20 protein-coding genes are annotated in these 16,752 nt (G+C 40.0%); 12 read left to right on the top strand and 8 right to left on the bottom strand.

What is annotated here, in order from left to right:
* Nucleotides 1-68: 68 nt before the first annotated feature.
* The 3 genes from AC6JAD_RS10145 to AC6JAD_RS10135 all read right to left on the bottom strand — a co-directional run bounded on the left by AC6JAD_RS10145 (nt 69) and on the right by AC6JAD_RS10135 (nt 3,919).
* Nucleotides 69-1,484, bottom strand: coding sequence for an ExbD/TolR family protein (locus AC6JAD_RS10145; RefSeq protein ID WP_461304946.1), 1,416 nt, complete (start codon nt 1,482-1,484; stop codon nt 69-71).
* Nucleotides 1,485-1,488: 4 nt separating this feature from the next.
* Entirely contained in the window at nt 1,489-2,844 is a 1,356-nt protein-coding gene (locus tag AC6JAD_RS10140; protein ID WP_461304947.1) for a UDP-N-acetylmuramate--L-alanine ligase, read from the bottom strand.
* Nucleotides 2,845-2,959: 115 nt separating this feature from the next.
* Nucleotides 2,960-3,919: a tetratricopeptide repeat protein gene (locus AC6JAD_RS10135; protein ID WP_461304948.1), complete on the bottom strand. Its 960-nt coding sequence runs from the start codon at nt 3,917-3,919 to the stop codon at nt 2,960-2,962.
* A 124-nt stretch (nt 3,920-4,043) separates the two neighbouring features.
* Here AC6JAD_RS10135 and AC6JAD_RS10130 point away from each other — a divergent pair, with 124 nt between their 5' ends.
* Nucleotides 4,044-4,415 (top strand): DoxX family membrane protein, encoded by a 372-nt coding sequence (locus AC6JAD_RS10130; RefSeq protein ID WP_461304949.1) that lies wholly within the window; start codon nt 4,044-4,046, stop codon nt 4,413-4,415.
* A gap of 27 nt (nt 4,416-4,442) precedes the next feature.
* Here AC6JAD_RS10130 and AC6JAD_RS10125 read toward each other — a convergent pair whose 3' ends face one another.
* The 4 genes from AC6JAD_RS10125 to AC6JAD_RS10110 form a co-directional block, all read right to left on the bottom strand.
* Nucleotides 4,443-4,979: a DUF4136 domain-containing protein gene (locus tag AC6JAD_RS10125; protein WP_461304950.1), complete on the bottom strand. Its 537-nt coding sequence runs from the start codon at nt 4,977-4,979 to the stop codon at nt 4,443-4,445.
* A 17-nt stretch (nt 4,980-4,996) separates the two neighbouring features.
* Nucleotides 4,997-6,367, bottom strand: coding sequence for a T9SS type A sorting domain-containing protein (locus AC6JAD_RS10120; RefSeq protein ID WP_461304951.1), 1,371 nt, complete (start codon nt 6,365-6,367; stop codon nt 4,997-4,999).
* Nucleotides 6,368-6,468: 101 nt separating this feature from the next.
* Entirely contained in the window at nt 6,469-7,467 is a 999-nt protein-coding gene (gene obgE, locus AC6JAD_RS10115; protein WP_461304952.1) for a GTPase ObgE, read from the bottom strand.
* Nucleotides 7,468-7,507: 40 nt separating this feature from the next.
* On the bottom strand, nt 7,508-8,080 hold the full coding sequence (locus AC6JAD_RS10110; protein ID WP_461304953.1) for an adenylate kinase: 573 nt from the start codon (nt 8,078-8,080) through the stop codon (nt 7,508-7,510).
* A 94-nt stretch (nt 8,081-8,174) separates the two neighbouring features.
* On the opposite strand from AC6JAD_RS10110, the gene purK reads away from it, so the two are divergent.
* The 11 genes from purK (at nt 8,175) to AC6JAD_RS10055 (ending at nt 15,917) form a co-directional block, all read left to right on the top strand.
* Nucleotides 8,175-9,332, top strand: a complete 1,158-nt coding sequence (purK, locus tag AC6JAD_RS10105) for a 5-(carboxyamino)imidazole ribonucleotide synthase (RefSeq protein ID WP_461304954.1) — start codon at nt 8,175-8,177, stop codon at nt 9,330-9,332.
* A 1-nt stretch (nt 9,333) separates the two neighbouring features.
* The gene (purE, locus tag AC6JAD_RS10100; protein WP_461304955.1) at nt 9,334-9,819 is read left to right on the top strand and encodes a 5-(carboxyamino)imidazole ribonucleotide mutase; all 486 of its coding nucleotides are present in this window, start codon (nt 9,334-9,336) and stop codon (nt 9,817-9,819) included.
* Between the two features lie 6 nt (nt 9,820-9,825).
* Nucleotides 9,826-10,161: a hypothetical protein gene (locus AC6JAD_RS10095; RefSeq protein ID WP_461304956.1), complete on the top strand. Its 336-nt coding sequence runs from the start codon at nt 9,826-9,828 to the stop codon at nt 10,159-10,161.
* A 67-nt stretch (nt 10,162-10,228) separates the two neighbouring features.
* Nucleotides 10,229-12,244 carry a M3 family metallopeptidase gene (locus AC6JAD_RS10090; protein WP_461304957.1) on the top strand — a complete coding sequence of 672 codons (2,016 nt, stop codon included), beginning with the start codon at nt 10,229-10,231 and terminating at the stop codon, nt 12,242-12,244.
* Nucleotides 12,245-12,333: 89 nt separating this feature from the next.
* The gene (locus AC6JAD_RS10085) at nt 12,334-12,837 is read left to right on the top strand and encodes a GbsR/MarR family transcriptional regulator (RefSeq protein WP_461304958.1); all 504 of its coding nucleotides are present in this window, start codon (nt 12,334-12,336) and stop codon (nt 12,835-12,837) included.
* Between the two features lie 86 nt (nt 12,838-12,923).
* A complete protein-coding gene (locus AC6JAD_RS10080; protein WP_461304959.1) occupies nt 12,924-13,271 on the top strand; it encodes a hypothetical protein in 348 nt (115 codons plus the stop codon).
* Between the two features lie 5 nt (nt 13,272-13,276).
* Nucleotides 13,277-13,702 carry a hypothetical protein gene (locus AC6JAD_RS10075; protein WP_461304960.1) on the top strand — a complete coding sequence of 142 codons (426 nt, stop codon included), beginning with the start codon at nt 13,277-13,279 and terminating at the stop codon, nt 13,700-13,702.
* Between the two features lie 10 nt (nt 13,703-13,712).
* On the top strand, nt 13,713-14,591 hold the full coding sequence (locus tag AC6JAD_RS10070; RefSeq protein WP_461304961.1) for an SAM-dependent methyltransferase: 879 nt from the start codon (nt 13,713-13,715) through the stop codon (nt 14,589-14,591).
* On the top strand, nt 14,591-15,055 hold the full coding sequence (locus AC6JAD_RS10065; RefSeq protein WP_461304962.1) for an SRPBCC family protein: 465 nt from the start codon (nt 14,591-14,593) through the stop codon (nt 15,053-15,055). The genes AC6JAD_RS10070 and AC6JAD_RS10065 overlap by 1 nt, the downstream gene beginning before the upstream one ends.
* 70 nt (nt 15,056-15,125) lie before the next feature.
* On the top strand, nt 15,126-15,677 hold the full coding sequence (locus AC6JAD_RS10060; RefSeq protein ID WP_461304963.1) for a sigma-70 family RNA polymerase sigma factor: 552 nt from the start codon (nt 15,126-15,128) through the stop codon (nt 15,675-15,677).
* 6 nt (nt 15,678-15,683) lie between these two features.
* Complete coding sequence (locus AC6JAD_RS10055) at nt 15,684-15,917, top strand: hypothetical protein (protein WP_461304964.1); 234 nt, start codon at nt 15,684-15,686, stop codon at nt 15,915-15,917.
* Here AC6JAD_RS10055 and AC6JAD_RS10050 read toward each other — a convergent pair.
* Nucleotides 15,906-16,730 (bottom strand): UbiA prenyltransferase family protein, encoded by an 825-nt coding sequence (locus tag AC6JAD_RS10050; protein WP_461304965.1) that lies wholly within the window; start codon nt 16,728-16,730, stop codon nt 15,906-15,908. The genes AC6JAD_RS10055 and AC6JAD_RS10050 overlap by 12 nt on opposite strands.
* Between the last annotated feature and the right edge of the window lie 22 nt (nt 16,731-16,752).

The raw sequence follows: 16,752 nt of genomic DNA, 5'->3' as shown, positions 1-16,752 counted from the left end.
ATCCATACCTGTTTTATTGCTTTTATCCAGCAAACAACTGCCTGGATTCTTGAAAGCCCAGTAATCTGTTATTTTTCTAACTTACTGAAATTGAAGTTTTCCAATAAAGTGTAAGGATACTCCTTTTTAGCTTCCCTCTGTTCTAACTTATATAATTCCCTAATTTTCCCTACTCCATATTGAGACTCTTCCCAAGTAACCGTTGTCATTTGGCTTCTCAATTCGAATAGGGCCTGTTTATATATGCTTAATACGGAGATATAATTCTGAAAGGACGTAGAAGGCTGGTATTTTATATTAAAGCCTGTTGAGGCATTTATATGATCCTTAAAAAAGCGGAGAAGCTCTGATCTATTTGAATATTCTTCGCCATTGACATAGATTGAATCATGAATATCGATTTCAACTATCTTCCAACTTTCTAATTCCTCCCAATTAATCTGAACATAACCCCCTAACCATACCTCAGGCTTAAATCTATTCTCCATTTCTAAAGCATTCAATGTCATCTCGGTAATCCTATAATTAAGGCCTTCCAATTCATACCTACCGGTAAATTGGGTTTTTGGTTTTTGGGTAATATATCGAATCTTAAATATCCCCGTATAGGCCAATTCGTTCTCCACCTTTTTTAATTCTGAAATGGGAAGGTCACCGGAAGCCAGAATATGTACAGGAATTTGGCCTACTAACTCTGGGCGTGTTCTCATTTCAAGTTGCGCTATCCTATTCTGAATTTGATCGAATGACACAAATTCTTGATTCAGATTATATTTTATGATACCGTTTTCGGCATACATTTTTAGGTAGTAGGGTCTCCACGACCACTCTACACTTTCAAAAGAGCTTATTGGGGTTTCTACTTTTGGGTTTCCAGCGAGCAGGGCTTCGTCTAACTTCTGATAATTGAATATGGATGTTCTAGATATAGCAAATACCAACAGGGACAGGATGAGCAAATTAATAACCATCGGTTTAAAAGCCTTCCCTTTGAATACTTTACGTATGTGTTTCCAACTTTCCAAAAATAGCACAACAGCGAATAGATAGAATATGTACATATGCTCAACAAAATATGGGAGCATGTCTATACAAGCGAGAATTCCAATTAGCGCGAACATTTTGAAGAAAAGATGAAGGAAGTTTCCCCCTAGAAATATTTGATCGTTGAGTATCGTCAAACGTCTGTATTTTCTTAAAGTTCCTTTTATAGGACTCATAAATAGAGTTCCCAGAAAAATAGAATTACCAAAAACCGCGGAGATCAATGCATAGCTTACATTTTGACGAGTTCTAGCTACTTTATCGAATAGTAATGGGCCATTGGAAGTTCCGAACTCCAATGCTCTAAATCCCTCCCTTAAAGCACATAGGAAAATATAAATACCTAAAGTCGCAGCAATACCCCAAAGGATAGCTCTTACATAACGCCCACGTGAAATATGAATATTGTTCTTTGCCCTGAGAAAGCCTTTTTGAAGCATGTACCTAAGATACGATTTTCCGTACCTCTTCAAAGTCCAATCCGCCGTAATTACCGCTACTCATTAACAATAAGGAGGTATTTTCAAGTTTCTTGGCAAATAAATAGTCCTTAAAGGCTTTTGGATCTGTATAGATAATTAGATCGTCCCTTTCGAAGGCCTCTGCAATTTGTTTTTCCGATATTGGATCTAACTTCTTTATGGCCACTGCATGTGGTGAATAGAATACAACCGCCGTATCGGCGGCATCTAAAGCTCCTTTATATTCTGAAAGAAACTCTGGGTTTAAACTACTGTAGGTATGTAGTTCCAGACAAGCCAATAAATGTCGGTCTACATATTGGTCCTTCACAGCTTTTGAAGTCGCTTTCACTTTACTTGGAGAGTGCGCAAAGTCCTTATAGGCAATACTGGTATCACCTTCTGCAATTTTTTCGAGGCGTTTACTGGCTCCTTTAAATGTCCTAATCGCCTCATAAAAATCATCCTGATCCACTCCCATAAGTTGGCAGATCCATCGTGCCCCTTCTAAGTTGTTCAAATTGTGCTTTCCAAAGACTTCTATGGGCATAGGACCTTCTGGGGTGTCCAAAAGCGTCTCTCCATCCTCAACTTCATAATCTGGTGTAGTATATGGGTATTTCTTTATCATATGGGTAGAACCTTCTACCACCTTCTTCACTTCTGGATCTTCTTCATTATAAATAATAGCACCTCCGGGAGTGATCTGTTCTAAAAATATGGAAAACTGATCCACATATCCGGAGAATGTTGGAAACACATTGATATGGTCCCATGCAATACCACTAAGCAACGCAATATTGGGTTTGTAAAGATGAAATTTCGGGCGTCTATCTATGGGAGAGGAAAGATATTCATCCCCTTCCAAAACCATAAAATCATTGTCATTCGTAAGACGCACCATAGTATCGAACCCTTCTAATTGGGCACCAACCATATAGTCTACATCCCTATCATGGTAATGGAGCACATGCAAGATCATGGAGGTAATGGTTGTTTTACCATGAGAACCTCCAATTACCACACGCGTTTTGTCCTTGGATTGTTCATAAAGGAATTCGGGATAACTATAGATTTTAAGGCCTAGTTCTTGCGCTTTGAGCAACTCAGGGTTATCGGCCTTGGCATGCATTCCCAAGATAATGGCATCCAATTCGTTGGTTATCTTACTTGGGAACCATCCGTACTCATCGGGTAAAAGTCCTTTATTCTGCAATCTAGATTTGGAAGGATCAAAAATCTCGTCGTCACTTCCTGTTACTTGATATCCTTTTTCGTGCAGGGCCAACGCCAAATTGTGCATGGCTGCTCCTCCAATAGCTATAAAATGTACTCTCATAAAATTGCTGAAAAGAAATTGATTGGTGCAATTCGTTTACCGAAGTAAATATACTGCAAATACATTCACTACAAATGCGGTTTATCCTTTTTTGAAAAGACGGCTAGCCTCGGTACTAAAGTCCTAAAATGATTTCTTTCTCCTCCTGTGCTTCCCTGAAATCCGGTCGATCATGTAAGGCTTTGTCAATCCAGGCCAGTGCAGTATCCTTCTCCCCTTTGTTTTTATATATCTGGGCCAGCCTATAATACGCCCAGTCTTTGGGAACTCCATCTGCCAAAGAATGGTTTTCAATATACTTTTGAAGGCAATTTATTCCCAATTCGGCATCCAGATTGTATTGCGCAGCAATTTTTCCAATCTGATATCGCAAGGAATTCCTGTCGTGAAATTTGAGGCAGGTCTCTACCGTACGAAGTGCCTTTTCTGGTTGATCCGTACTTTCATACAAATTTGTGAGTTTTTCGTAGGTATGTACAGAACCTCCCACAGCTATGGCATCCTTATAATGTCTTTCGGCATCCTTAGGTCGTTTACTGTACTCGGCAATATAACCGTTGGCCAAATGGCCATCTACAGGTGAGATTTTTCCCAACTGATTGGCATATTTAGTAGCTTTCTTTTCACTACCTCCAATGATGCCGGGTAATTGAATGTAAAATTCTACCAAGGCCCAACGTGCTTCGATATGATTGGGATCCAATTTCGCAGCGGTCTCCAATTCCCTTTTAATATCGCCAATGTATGAAAGTGCCCGTATTCGTGAAATCTCCAAGGCCTTCATCCCCATGGTACCACCATATTTAAAGTGATAATTGGCATTGGACTCATCGTCTTCAACCAATCCTTCGTAATAATCCATGGCCGTATCCCAATCTTTTTCATAACCAGCAATATCCCCTAAATATTCACGGGTTTTGCGGTGTTCCGGATGATCCTTGAGATAGGATTCGAACATAGCTTTGGCTTTCTGATAGTTCTCCGCTTTGAAATGGGCTTCAGCCTCCGAAAAATCATTTTGGGCAGCAACAGTAAAAGGTGCAATGAAAAGAAGTAGCAGGAAAAGTCTATTCATAGTGTTCTTTTGGGACTTCAAATATAACTAACTTATTTTTTCGTACTTGAAAATGAAACGTTAAGACCACCGCTTTATTTTTAATTAAGTACCTTTAATAAGTAACAAATTAAATTTTTAGATTATGAATTCTAAAGTTTTTATGGTCATCCGAATCCTCCTCGGACTTTTCGTTCTCGTATTCGGACTGAATAAATTTTTTCACTTTATCCCAATGGACGCGCCTTCAGGTGATGCTGGGGCCTATTTTGGAGCGTTAATGAGCTCTAAAACGCTAACGTTAGTTGCCATTGTTGAAATTGTGGCAGGAATTTGCTTAATCATCAACAAATTTGGGGCACTTATGTCCATAATCCTGATGAGCGTTTCTGTGAATGCAGTTTTATTCCATTTAACCCTGGATCCAGGTAATAGTGCAGGAGCCGTAGTGCTGCTGTTGCTCAATGTATTAGCCCTAGTCGGCTACAAAAGCAAGTACAAAGAATTACTGAATTAACAAAAAATGGGCCCGAAAGGGCCTTTTTTACTTTGTAGGCGGAAACTTCTTCAACGCCTTGGTAATCACATTAAAATAATGCGCATCTTTTTGTTCAGGACTCGCTTTCTCCTTTAAACGACAATCGATAATTGCCTGCCAGATTAACTGATCTTTTCTGGCATCGATAAAGTCTATGGTGATTTGTTGTTCTATGGTTGGCCCTCCAATGGGAATTCCTACACTTCCGCCAACACCCACATTACCACCTCCACCACCTAAGCCAACACCAATGGTGTTTCTAGAATTGGATAAGACCTGTGATGCATAAAAATTTATCAAGAAATCCGGGTTCGTAGACGGACGGTACGATCTAAATGCAAATACACTATCTATCGCATTTTTTATGCGCTTATCATCCAATTCACTGAGGCCGGATTCTATATCTGCATAAAACTGATAATGGGTATATGGTGACCAATCTGTCTGTTTTTCATAATCTGTAGATACAGTTGCTCCACAAGAAAACAGTAGAAAACAAACAGGGATCAATAGTCCTAACTTAAACGCATTCTTTTTTTTCATTGGCCTTAAGGGTAGCTCTATTCCTTTACAAACTTTCTGGTCACAATTCCCCTATCGGTGTGTATCGTTAACAAATATATGCCCTGTGCCAAATGAGAAGCGTCTACGATCCTTTCGGTAGTTTGAGATAATTTCTGACCTAGCAACGAATGAATTTCCATTCGTTCTATGACAATAGTTCCTTCGGCATGCACTGTGAGAATATCGGATACTGGATTTGGCATTATTCCAATGTTGGATAATTCAAAATCATTGGTTGCCAGTAAACAAGAATCCTGTATTTCTTCTACAGAACTACAGCCAGTAGCATTGTTCCCTATAGATTTGGTAATCGATGCGTCGCTTACAACACCACATAAAAAGGGATTCGCACAAACGGCAAGATTCACGTTATTGGCTAATGCCAGCTCTTCAAGTTGCAGAGAAGACACATCGCTTAGGGCGGAAACATCATTTAGGCTTGGGTTGCTAATAATTAATAAACGCTCATTGATAATTCCCAAATTTTCCAATCCATCTAAGGAAGTCAAATTATCATTATCGTAAATATCCAAAAAGTTCACAAAGGTCAAATTACTTAAAAAAGATAGGTTGGTAATCTCCGAATTATAACCAATACGAAGACGTCCAGTAATGGTCGTAATGTTTTCCAGTCCGGAAAGATTAACCAAGTCGTAATTCTCTGTGATGAACAGGTCTTCCAGTGTATTCAATCCATCCAGAGCCGAAATATCCAATAAGCTCTCATTGGCCTGGACATAAACTGAACCTCCCACGTTTTGAAGTGAAGAAAGCTCATTCAGATTCTGGATAGCCTCAGACGAAATCTGAAGATCTCCATCTACGGACTCCAAATTTTCCAAGCCTGCCAGGGAAGTCAAATTATTTCCCCCTAAGGTAAGACCGGATAGGTTTTGAACGAAACCAATCTGGGAAATATCGGACAGGTTATCGTTTTCAAATAGAAACATACTGCTAATACTCTGTAAATTGGGCATTCCCTCTAAACTAACTGCGTTATTATTTATGAACATTTCGAGTCCTCCCAATGCGGTAAGAGCATCCAATCCAGTCAAATCCTGAATACCTTGATTGTTCCAAAGTGTCAACTTACCCATGGTTTCCACATTTTCCAATCCTGATAAATCGACAATATCAGTACTAAACAAAATTAAATCTTCTACATGGGTAAAATTAGAGAAGCCCAGTAAATTGGTAACATCGGTACTTTCCACACGAATTTCATTAATCGGCATGGTACATCCTGGGTAATTGGCAGCGAAATTATCCACTTCCGCTTGAGTAGTTAACACAATATCTGAAGTTGGGCATTGAGAAAGGCCCAAAAAACAACTCAATAAGAAGGACGGGAGTAGTAGTCTTTTCATAGCTTTCAGCGTAATTTGATTATCCCTGTAAGATACGCAAATCTTCGCTTGACCCCCCTATTACTTCTCTTAATTTATAAATTGCAAGAAATTAGGATTTCTTAGTTGAGCATTTCCCAAAGTTTGTCCTTCAATTCCATTAAACCCTGCTGGGCAACCGATGAAAAGAACAAATACGGGATCCCTTCAAAATCCTTATCCAATTCCGCCTTCATTTCAGCTTTCAACTCTTCGTCTAGCATATCACTTTTGGAAATAGCGACCAAACGTTCCTTATCCAGAAGTTCTGGATTGTACCGACGCAGCTCATCTACCAAAATATCGTACTGCTTTCTAATGTCATCGGCATCAGCCGGAATTAAAAACAGTAAGGTAGAGTTACGTTCAATATGCCTTAAAAAGTAATGCCCCAATCCTTTTCCTTCGGCAGCACCTTCTATAATCCCGGGAATATCTGCCATAACAAACGATCGATAATCACGATATTCTACAATACCAAGGTTGGGTTTTAGGGTTGTAAATTCATAATTGGCTATCTTGGGTTTGGCCGCAGTAATGACGGACAGCAATGTAGATTTGCCCGCATTGGGAAACCCTACCAAACCAACATCTGCCAAAACTTTCATTTCTAAGGTAATATTGGCTTCTTCCCCAGGCAATCCAGGTTGTGCATAACGAGGTGTCTGACGGGTAGGACTTTTAAAATGATCATTTCCACGCCCTCCTTTACCTCCTTTGGCGATGATAAACTCTTCGCCGTGTTCAAGGATTTCATGAATGGTTTCGCCAGTATCGGAGTTTTTCACCAAAGTTCCCAAAGGTACTTCAATGTACACATCATCCCCGTTGGCGCCTGTACTGGTTTGTTTACCACCAGCGCCTCCCTGACCTGCCTTAAAATGTCGTTTGAACTTCAGGTGATAGAGGGTCCACATATTTTCATTAGCCCTCAGGATTACATGCCCGCCTCGACCTCCGTCGCCACCATCCGGACCTCCTTTTGCCACAAATTTCTCTCTTCTTAGGTGAGCACTACCTTGCCCTCCTTTTCCAGAAGTAACGTGAATCTTTATATAATCAACAAAATTTCCCTCAGTCATGATTCCTTATAAAAACAGCTTGGTTCAAGCTGTATATTAACTATAGTGTATCGATCACTTCACTCAAGCGCTCGGTGATTTCTTCAATGGTTCCAACACCATCTACACCGTAGTACTTATTCTCGGCTTGATAGAATTCTTTTAAAATATCTGTTTCGGTATAGTACACAGTTATCCTGTTGCGTATTACCTCTTCGTTAGCGTCATCTGCCCGTCCACTGGATTTTCCCCTTTCCAAAAGTCGTTGCACCAAAATTTCGTCATCGACCTCTAAAGCCAACATACCATGAACCTCTGTCCCTTTGCCGGCTAGAAACTCTTTTAAAACATTTGCTTGATCCTTTGTTCTAGGATACCCATCGAAAATAAATCCGTTTACATCTCCCCTTCTATCCACTTCTGCCTTCAACATTTGATTGGTAACACTATCTGGCACCAAATGTCCTTTATCCATATAACTCTTGGCAAGTTTACCCAGTTCGGTTTCGTTTTTCATGTTGTAACGAAACATATCTCCCGTAGATAAGTGTACCAATTGATATTTTTCCTTTAAAACTTCGGCTTGGGTTCCTTTTCCGGCACCTGGAGGGCCAAATAATACGATGTTTTTCATCCGTTTCTTATTACTTCTGAATAATGATTTAAAAAAATTCCACATAACGAAGGTGCAAAGATACCCATTTCGAAGAAGATTGTACCTTTGCGCCATGGCAAATTATTTTTCTTCGGAGTTTGTCCTCGGAATTTTAGGAGGCGGCCAATTAGGCAAAATGATGTTGTATGAAACCCGCAAATACGATATCGCCACCCATGTACTTGATCCCAGTACAGAAGCACCTTGCAGAATCGCTTGTGATCTGTTCCTACAAGGGGATTTAATGGACTTCGAAACCGTTTACGATTTTGGAAAAAATGTAGATGTACTCACCTTCGAGATTGAAGGTGTAAATGTGGATGCCTTGGAAAAATTGGAAGCCGAAGGAAAGAAAGTTTTCCCTTCTTCCAAAACACTTCGGAACATTCAGGACAAAGGGGTTCAGAAGCAATTTTACAAAACACATCAAATACCTACTTCCCCATTTATCGTTTTTGAAGATAAGAATGCTTTAAACGAAGCCATTGTTAGAAAGGAATTGCATTACCCTTTTGTATGGAAAAGCTGTACAGGCGGATATGATGGTAAAGGAGTGAGCATCATTCGAGATGCTGGGGATATTATTCCATTATCCAGCGGACCCTGTATTGCCGAAAAATTGATTCCCTTTAAAAATGAATTGGCGGTTATTGTGGCCAGAAATCCTTCGGGGGAAGTTACAACATACCCCGTCGTTGAAATGGAGTTCCACCCCGAAGCCAACCAAGTAGAATATGTAATCTGTCCTGCGCGTATTGAGGCTCATGTAGCTGAAAAAGCTCGAGCCGTTGCGGCGCAAGTGTCGGAAGCATTTGAACATGTAGGATTACTTGCAGTAGAAATGTTTCAGACCCGCGATGATGAAATTTTAGTAAACGAAGTGGCACCACGACCCCATAACAGCGGGCACTACAGTATCGAAGCAAGTTATACCAATCAGTTCGAGCAGCATGTTCGTGCCATTCTAGATCTTCCCTTAGGCAATACCGATAGTAAGGTGGGAGGAATTATGGTCAATTTGGTGGGTGCAGAAGGACATACCGGTGAAGTAGTGTATGAAAACATTGCAGAAATCATGGCCATGGATGGCGTTACACCACATATTTATGGTAAAAAGCAAACACGTCCTTTTCGAAAAATGGGGCATGTGACTATTGTAAATGAAAATATAGACGAAGCCCGCGTTGTGGCCGAAAAAGTTAAGAACAGTATTAAAGTAATAAGCAAATAAGATGAGTAAAGTAGGTATCATTATGGGGAGCACGAGCGACCTGCCCGTTATGCAGGACGCCATAGACATCCTAAAAGGGTTCGATATAGAAGTGGAAGTAGATATTGTATCTGCCCACCGTACGCCAGATAAACTTTTCGATTATGGAAAGAATGCCCATACCAGAGGTATCTCTGTCATCATTGCGGGTGCTGGTGGTGCCGCCCACCTACCGGGAATGATCGCATCTTTGTCTCCCTTGCCAGTTGTTGGAGTTCCTGTGAAATCCAGTAATTCTATAGATGGCTGGGACAGCGTTCTTAGCATCTTACAGATGCCGGGTGGCGTACCTGTCGCCACTGTGGCGCTAAATGGCGCCAAGAACGCGGGAATCCTTGCCGCCCAAATTATAGGTAGTGCCGACAAATGTGTGCTGGATAAAGTCTTGGCCTATAAAGAAGGACTCAAGATTAAAGTAGAAGAAGGGGCCAAAAAAGTAAGAGGCTAGCACTAAATGAAACATGCCGTACTATCCATAATTGTAGCGGTCTTAGGAATGGTATGGGTAGTGTATCTTAACCATAGCTTTGCCGAGGCCATAATGAACTATAGTGATTATCCCAAAGGCACCACCCTTTCCGATTTCAACCTTAAAATTCCCAACTTTTTTAAAATGTCCGGCCTTATCATAGGCCTTATTGGAATTTTCTTCGGAATAAAAGGATTCTTTAAGACCAAACTTATTAGCATTGTCGGGATTGTTTTAAACATCCTTCTTATCATACTAACTTTCATGCCGATTTATACATATATACTTTCAAATTCCGGCTACGACATTAACATATCTTAATAAAAATTACCGCTCCCGATTCGTATCTTCGTTTCCAATTTTGTGAACCCATCAGATTATTTACCTCATGAATCCACTTCTTCAAAAATTCGATACCGCTCCTTTTTCAAAAATTAAGGAGGAACACTATGTTCCTGCCATTGTGGAGCTAATTGAACAAACGAAAAAAGAGATCGACATCATTGTCAATTCTGAGGAGTTACCATCGTTCGAGAATACGGTGGAAGCCTTAGAAAATACAGGAATGCAGTTGGATCGGGCCACTAGTATTTTCTTTAACCTCAACAGTGCAGAAACGAACGAGGAAATTCAGAAAATAGCTCAGGAAATTTCACCCTTGTTAACCGACTTTAAAAACGATCTTTTATTGAATGAAACTCTATTCAAAAGGGTAAAAGCAGTGTATGATTCTAGGGAAGGCCTGTCATTAAATGGGGAACAGCAGATGTTGTTGGAAAAGCAATACAAGGGATTTGCCCGCAATGGTGCCGATCTTTCCAAAGGGAAAAAGGACAAACTACGTGCTTTGGATGCAGAATTGGCCAAATTGAAGCTAACATTTGGAGAAAATGTACTGGCCGAAACCAATGCTTTCGAAATGCATATCAGCAATGAAGATGACTTGGAAGGGTTGCCAGAAGGAGCCAAGGAAGCAGCCCAACAAATTGCCAAGGAAAGGGGGAAAGAGGGATGGATGATCACTTTGGACTACCCAAGCTATATCCCTTTCATGAAATATGCAAGCAACAGGGATCTGCGCAAAAAATTATCCCTTGCCTTCGGCGGCAAGGCATTTCAGCAAAACGAACATAATAATGAGGAAAATGTCCTGAAAATTGCGAATCTTCGACATGAACGGGCGCAATTACTGGGTTACCATAACCATGCTCATTTCGTGTTAGAAGAGCGCATGGCAGAAACACCGGAAAATGTAAACGAATTCTTGAATGAATTGTTGGAAAAGACCAGACCAGCGGCCCAAAAGGAATTTGATGAATTAGAAGCGTATGCCAAGCAATTGGATGGAATAGATAAACTACAAAAATGGGACAGCGCCTATTATGCCGAAAAGTTGAAACAAGAACGTTTTAACCTAGACGATGAAAAATTGAAGCCCTATTTCAAACTGGAAAATGTGATTGCCGGGGTTTTCCAAGTGGCCGAAAAATTATTTGGGCTTAGTTTTGAAGAAGATGACAGCATTGACACTTACCATGAGGACGTTAAAACCTATCAGGTTAAGGACGCCGAAAATGTCTTGGTTAGTATGTTTTATGCAGATTTTCATCCTAGGCCCGGAAAAAGGGGTGGTGCTTGGATGACCAGCTACAAACCCCAGCAGATAAAGAATGGGGTGAATGATCGTCCACACGTTTCCATCGTTTGTAATTTTACCAAGCCTACCTCCAGCAAGCCTTCCCTACTCACTTTTAATGAAGTAACTACCTTATTCCATGAGTTTGGGCATGCCCTTCACGGTATGCTAGCCAATACCACCTACAAAGGGTTGAGCGGTACAAGTGTATATTGGGATTTTGTGGAGCTACCCAGTCAAGTATTGGAAAACTGGTGTTACGAAAAAGAAACCTTAGAACTGTTTGCCACTCACTATGAAACTGGGGAACTCATACCTATGGAGTATGTTCAGAAAATAAAAGAATCTGCAACTTTCCATGAAGGAATGCAAACACTTAGACAATTGAGCTTTGGTATGTTAGACATGGCATGGCATGGTGCTGATCCATCTAACATTACAAACGTAAAATCCTTCGAAGAGAAGGCGTTCGAGAAAACAAAATTGTACCCCAGCACTCCAGAAACCTGTATGAGTACGGCTTTTTCCCACATCTTTCAAGGAGGCTACAGTGCAGGTTACTACAGCTACAAATGGGCAGAAGTATTGGATGCCGATGCATTTGATTATTTTAAGCAGGAAGGTATCTTCAACAAAAAACTGGCCACTCGATTTAAGGAAACTGTATTATCCAAAGGAGGAACAGTAGACCCCATGGAACTGTATGTGCAATTCCGGGGTAAGAAACCGAATCCAGATGCTTTATTGAAAAGAGCTGGGCTTATTTAGATTCAAATAAATCATTAATATCCCATGTAGTTTTTAAAACAAATTTTCAATTATTTTTGAAAGTTTAAAATTATTTATATATTTGATTCATGAATTACAAAGAAGCAAAAGAAAAATTCATCAGTACCTGGGGAGCATTGGGAACCTTATGGGGAATTAATAAGGCGATGGCACAAATACATGCCTTGCTCTATGTATCCCCAGACCCTTTACCCATGGAAGAAATCATGGAAGAATTAGGTATTTCCCGAGGGAATGCCAGCATGAACCTAAGGGGACTTATGGATTGGGGCATAGTCTACAAAGTAAATGTCCCTGGAGAGCGAAAGGAGTTCTTTGCTAGTGAAAAAGATGTAGCCGAATTGGCCCGAACCATAGCAAAAGAGCGTAGTAGAAGGGAAATTAGACCGACAGTCCGTGTGCTGAAAGAGGTGTCGAACATTGAAGATGACGGAAGCAGGAAAACACAAGAACTTATAAAGAAAACGAAAGAAATGCATGAATTGGTAGAAACTGCCGATGCGATGCTAAATAGAATGGTAAATCAAGAGCAGAATTGGATTACCAAAACCCTGGTAAAGTTTCTGAAATAGGAACAAAATCCGGATGAGATCACAGGGAGTTTGTCTCCCTTTTCTTTGAATAATATATTTCAATAATTATTGAAAGTTTAGAATAAATGGAAAATAAAAAACAACAGATCGGAATTATCACCTTTACCTTGAGTTATATTTTAATGATACTAACTTTCTTCCCATCGGACCATCATTCTTTCCTATTCTTTACTAGTTGGTTTTTTGGAATTGTGAGCTATGTATCTAACCTTAGTCTGAGTGTTAGTATGGGAATGCCCAAGTGGCTTTCGCTTCTATTAATAATCACAGGGCTCTTTTGGATCATCCCTCCTATCGCCTTAATGACATATTTCGGAATTCCATTCGCTATTATTTTCCTGCTCGTTGTGCCAGTGGTTCATATTGAGCATCACAATCAGTGGGAATACCATCAAATGAAAAACAAAATCTAAACATTATGAAACTTGAAATTCCCAATTGGCTCATCGTATTAGGAGGAGCAGGACAAATATTCACCGCATTGGTTTATCCATACATTCGGCACCAAGTATTCGATTGGTATAACGATGTAAAGCAACTCAAACCTTTAAATCAAGAAATTGCAAAAACTTATGGTCGCTACATCCAAGGGTTGAATTTTTCTTTCGGATTAATAGCCATCCTTATCCCCAACGAACTCAAAAATGGGACTTCTTTAGCAATTGCAATTACTGGGCTTATTGCCGCCTATTGGGTTGGAAAAGTTGTTACGCAAATAGCTTACTATCCCATGTATGATATACCTAAGAAGTTTCTATTCAAGTGGGGAGGCATTGGTATGAACTTATTATTTGTACTATTTGCTTCAGTTTACACCCTACTATTGATTCAAAACATTGTATAAATAACTGGCCATGAAAACAATCACCCTTCCTTTTCAAAAGAAAAAAACAAATGCTTCGCAACAAGACATAATTCACTTTTACGATGAAGCTACAGAGGATTACGAATTTTGGAGTAAAGACCTCAACATGCACTTTGGCTATTTCATTTGGGGTAAAACCAACCCATTTAAAAGGGACAGTATGCTTAATGAAATGAATAGTCAAATCTATAATCGCCTTGATCTAAGGGGTGGTCAAAGGATCGTGGCCGATCTGGGGTGTGGAATGGGAGGGACCATGCGCCACTTTATGAGAAAAGATCGGCTACTTTCCATGATCGGAGTCACCCTCTCCCCTTTTCAGGTTAAAGAAGGAAATCGGTTGTTAAAGAATGAAAAGGGAGTCATTTTAGAAGAGAATTACACTCAAACTTCTATTTCGTCCAGTACAATGGACGGGGTAGTTGGTGTTGAAAGCCTTTGTCATTCCGGTCACAATATGGAATGCCTTCGCGAGGGGTTCCGTATTCTAAAAACTGGTGGTAAAATGGTTATCGCAGATGCTTTTCTTAAAAAATCCCCCACACAGCTATGTATGGGAAGTCACTATAGCTACAAAGGGCTCTGCAAAGGTTGGAGTTTAAGCGGATTAGGTGTGATCGATGAGGTAGAAGAACGACTGAAATCTATCGGTTTTCAAAACATTAACGTGGAAGAAGTGTCCATGCGCGTGGCTCCCTCTGTATTGCACGTTCCTTTTGCTATTACTGGATTCCTACTAAAAAACATAATGAAAGGGAATCCTATAAAACCCCAAAGCTGGAACAATCTTAAAGCTTCGTTTTATGCTTTAATTTCGGGATTGCACCTTAAGGATTTTGGGTACTACATTATAACGGCTACAAAATAATGACCACAATAGTCCTACATACACCTATTAAGGCGTCGCTAGATGAGGTGTTCGACCTTTCAAGAAGTATAGACCTTCACTTAGAATCGGCTCACAAATCCAATGAAAAGGTCATTGGTGGAAAGTCATCAGGCCTCTTGGGACCCGACGAGACGGTTACTTGGCAAGGAAGGCATTTAGGTCTTTTATTATCGCATACGAGCAAAATAATCTCATATGAAAAACCCTTTCATTTTACGGATATTATGGTGAAAGGAAATTTTACCTATTTCGTGCACCAGCACTTTTTCAGAAAGAAAGGGAGTCATATAGAAATGATAGATGTTTTAAAGTACAGGGTCCCTTTTGGTTATCTTGGAAGATGTTTGGATAGATGGTTATTAAAAAATCACCTTACAAAATTCCTTTCCCAAAGAAATGCTTTCATTAAAAGGCAGGCAGAACAAAAAGCACTCTATTCCTAGGCTTTTATCAGATTCCGTTAAGGTTTCCCTAAACTTTGTTATTTTTGAAAAAAACTACGACAAAGCCCGCATGCCAATCAACGAAATAAATCCCAGTGGATGGATAGACAAGTATTCAGATTACTTGTACAACTATACCATTGTTCGCGTAAATGATCATGAAATTGCTCAAGACCTGATTTCGGAGACATTTCTGGCCGGACTTAAATCGAAAGATAACTTTAAAGGGGAGTCTACAGAGCGCACATGGCTCATCTCCATCCTGAAAAGAAAGATTATTGACTATTACAGAAAAATAAACTCCAATAAAGGAAAAGCCGAAGTACGGGTTAATTACAAAGAAGGTGAAGATGATGGAGACTGGCTTGAGGAGCGAGTGGGAGATCCTTTCGACAAAACTGCAGAGGATACAATGGAAAATGAAGAATTGGGGATGGCTATTTTTGGGTGCATGGATAAATTACCTGAAAAGCAGTCCACTATTTTTAGGATGAAAACAGTAGATGGTTTTGATACGGAAACCATCTGTAATGAATTCGACATAACCCCGTCTAACCTATGGGTAATCATTCACCGGGCGCGTAAAGCGATGGCTGATTGCCTAGAAGAAAATTGGTTTTAATACGTTATGAATATAAAATTAGAATGCCACGAGGCGAATCACTTTTGTGATAAAAATCAGTACAAGGAAGCAACTTTTTGGGAGAAAGTTCGCCTTAACATTCACCTAATCTATTGTAGGGCGTGCAGAAAGTACACGGCAAGGAACACCAAATTGTCCAAAGCCATAAGAAACCCTACGGTTAAAACAGCAGATAAGAATGCGTTGAAAGAGCGATTACAGCAGGAATTATCCAAGTAATCTTTCAAAAGCAAGAGTTAACATACACCAAACGATCGGGATACTTTCTACTAGAAATGATGCAAAGTATTTCGATTGTTTTTTTTTCGATATCCCAAGAAGATAGGCACTAAGAACACCTACGAGTACCAATCCCGTGAAATGCGCATAATTGATTTCATCTTTAAATCCTTCGGCAAGGATTACTGCAAGCACAAGGGAAAACCCTAATACCTTTACTCCCCTAATTCCGAACTTTTGTGGCAAGGTTCCCAAACTGGGCGCATCATAGGAAATGTCCCTAATTTCAAAAGGTAATGTCCACACAATTACCAAAAAGAACAATTGAAAAAACGACAGCCAAACATCCATTTGTCCCAGCAAGTCTGTATTCCATAAGGGTATTAATACAGATACCCCGGCCCAAACACCTGCTACCACAAATATCTTAAGTCCGTTGAGGGTTCGAAGGCTTTTTTTTCTAAAGAAGGGCACGGCATATAACAATGTCAAGAATCCCAAAACCGATAAAGGACTTAGAAGGTCCGCGGGCACAAAAAACAGGATCGCCAATAGAGCTCCGGCACTTAGCAAAGAAAAAACCTGGATTGCTTTTAAGGAACTAGCCAAACTTCTATGATGCAATCCAGCTATTCGGGCATATTTAATGAAATTATACCCCGAAATTGCCCCAAAAAAAATAACTCCAATCAAAAGGAATAAAGGAGTTACGTCAAACTCCAAAAGTGTCACATACCCAAGTGAGGTGACTGCCAAAGCCACGTGTATGCTTGCATTTATATAAAAGTCGAATACTAGCCTTAACAAGCGCATGAAACAAAAATACCCAAAGTGT

The sequence above is a fragment of the Aureisphaera sp. genome (genome assembly GCF_059726885.1).
The sequence above is the reverse complement of the archived record's forward strand: the minus strand, read 5'-3'. Positions and strand labels throughout refer to the sequence as shown.

Coding starts and splice junctions, on each gene's coding strand:
- AC6JAD_RS10080 (WP_461304959.1), top strand. CDS start 12,924: ATGGAAAATAAAAAACAACAGATCGGAATTATCACCTTTACCTTGAGT.
- AC6JAD_RS10145 (WP_461304946.1), bottom strand. CDS start 1,484: ATGCTTCAAAAAGGCTTTCTCAGGGCAAAGAACAATATTCATATTTCA.
- AC6JAD_RS10125 (WP_461304950.1), bottom strand. CDS start 4,979: ATGAAAAAAAAGAATGCGTTTAAGTTAGGACTATTGATCCCTGTTTGT.
- AC6JAD_RS10090 (WP_461304957.1), top strand. CDS start 10,229: ATGAATCCACTTCTTCAAAAATTCGATACCGCTCCTTTTTCAAAAATT.
- AC6JAD_RS10085 (WP_461304958.1), top strand. CDS start 12,334: ATGAATTACAAAGAAGCAAAAGAAAAATTCATCAGTACCTGGGGAGCA.
- AC6JAD_RS10120 (WP_461304951.1), bottom strand. CDS start 6,367: ATGAAAAGACTACTACTCCCGTCCTTCTTATTGAGTTGTTTTTTGGGC.
- AC6JAD_RS10065 (WP_461304962.1), top strand. CDS start 14,591: ATGACCACAATAGTCCTACATACACCTATTAAGGCGTCGCTAGATGAG.
- purE (WP_461304955.1), top strand. CDS start 9,334: ATGAGTAAAGTAGGTATCATTATGGGGAGCACGAGCGACCTGCCCGTT.
- AC6JAD_RS10055 (WP_461304964.1), top strand. CDS start 15,684: ATGAATATAAAATTAGAATGCCACGAGGCGAATCACTTTTGTGATAAA.
- AC6JAD_RS10060 (WP_461304963.1), top strand. CDS start 15,126: ATGCCAATCAACGAAATAAATCCCAGTGGATGGATAGACAAGTATTCA.
- AC6JAD_RS10050 (WP_461304965.1), bottom strand. CDS start 16,730: ATGCGCTTGTTAAGGCTAGTATTCGACTTTTATATAAATGCAAGCATA.
- AC6JAD_RS10110 (WP_461304953.1), bottom strand. CDS start 8,080: ATGAAAAACATCGTATTATTTGGCCCTCCAGGTGCCGGAAAAGGAACC.
- AC6JAD_RS10095 (WP_461304956.1), top strand. CDS start 9,826: ATGAAACATGCCGTACTATCCATAATTGTAGCGGTCTTAGGAATGGTA.
- AC6JAD_RS10070 (WP_461304961.1), top strand. CDS start 13,713: ATGAAAACAATCACCCTTCCTTTTCAAAAGAAAAAAACAAATGCTTCG.
- AC6JAD_RS10140 (WP_461304947.1), bottom strand. CDS start 2,844: ATGAGAGTACATTTTATAGCTATTGGAGGAGCAGCCATGCACAATTTG.
- AC6JAD_RS10130 (WP_461304949.1), top strand. CDS start 4,044: ATGAATTCTAAAGTTTTTATGGTCATCCGAATCCTCCTCGGACTTTTC.
- AC6JAD_RS10135 (WP_461304948.1), bottom strand. CDS start 3,919: ATGAATAGACTTTTCCTGCTACTTCTTTTCATTGCACCTTTTACTGTT.
- AC6JAD_RS10075 (WP_461304960.1), top strand. CDS start 13,277: ATGAAACTTGAAATTCCCAATTGGCTCATCGTATTAGGAGGAGCAGGA.
- purK (WP_461304954.1), top strand. CDS start 8,175: ATGGCAAATTATTTTTCTTCGGAGTTTGTCCTCGGAATTTTAGGAGGC.
- obgE (WP_461304952.1), bottom strand. CDS start 7,467: ATGACTGAGGGAAATTTTGTTGATTATATAAAGATTCACGTTACTTCT.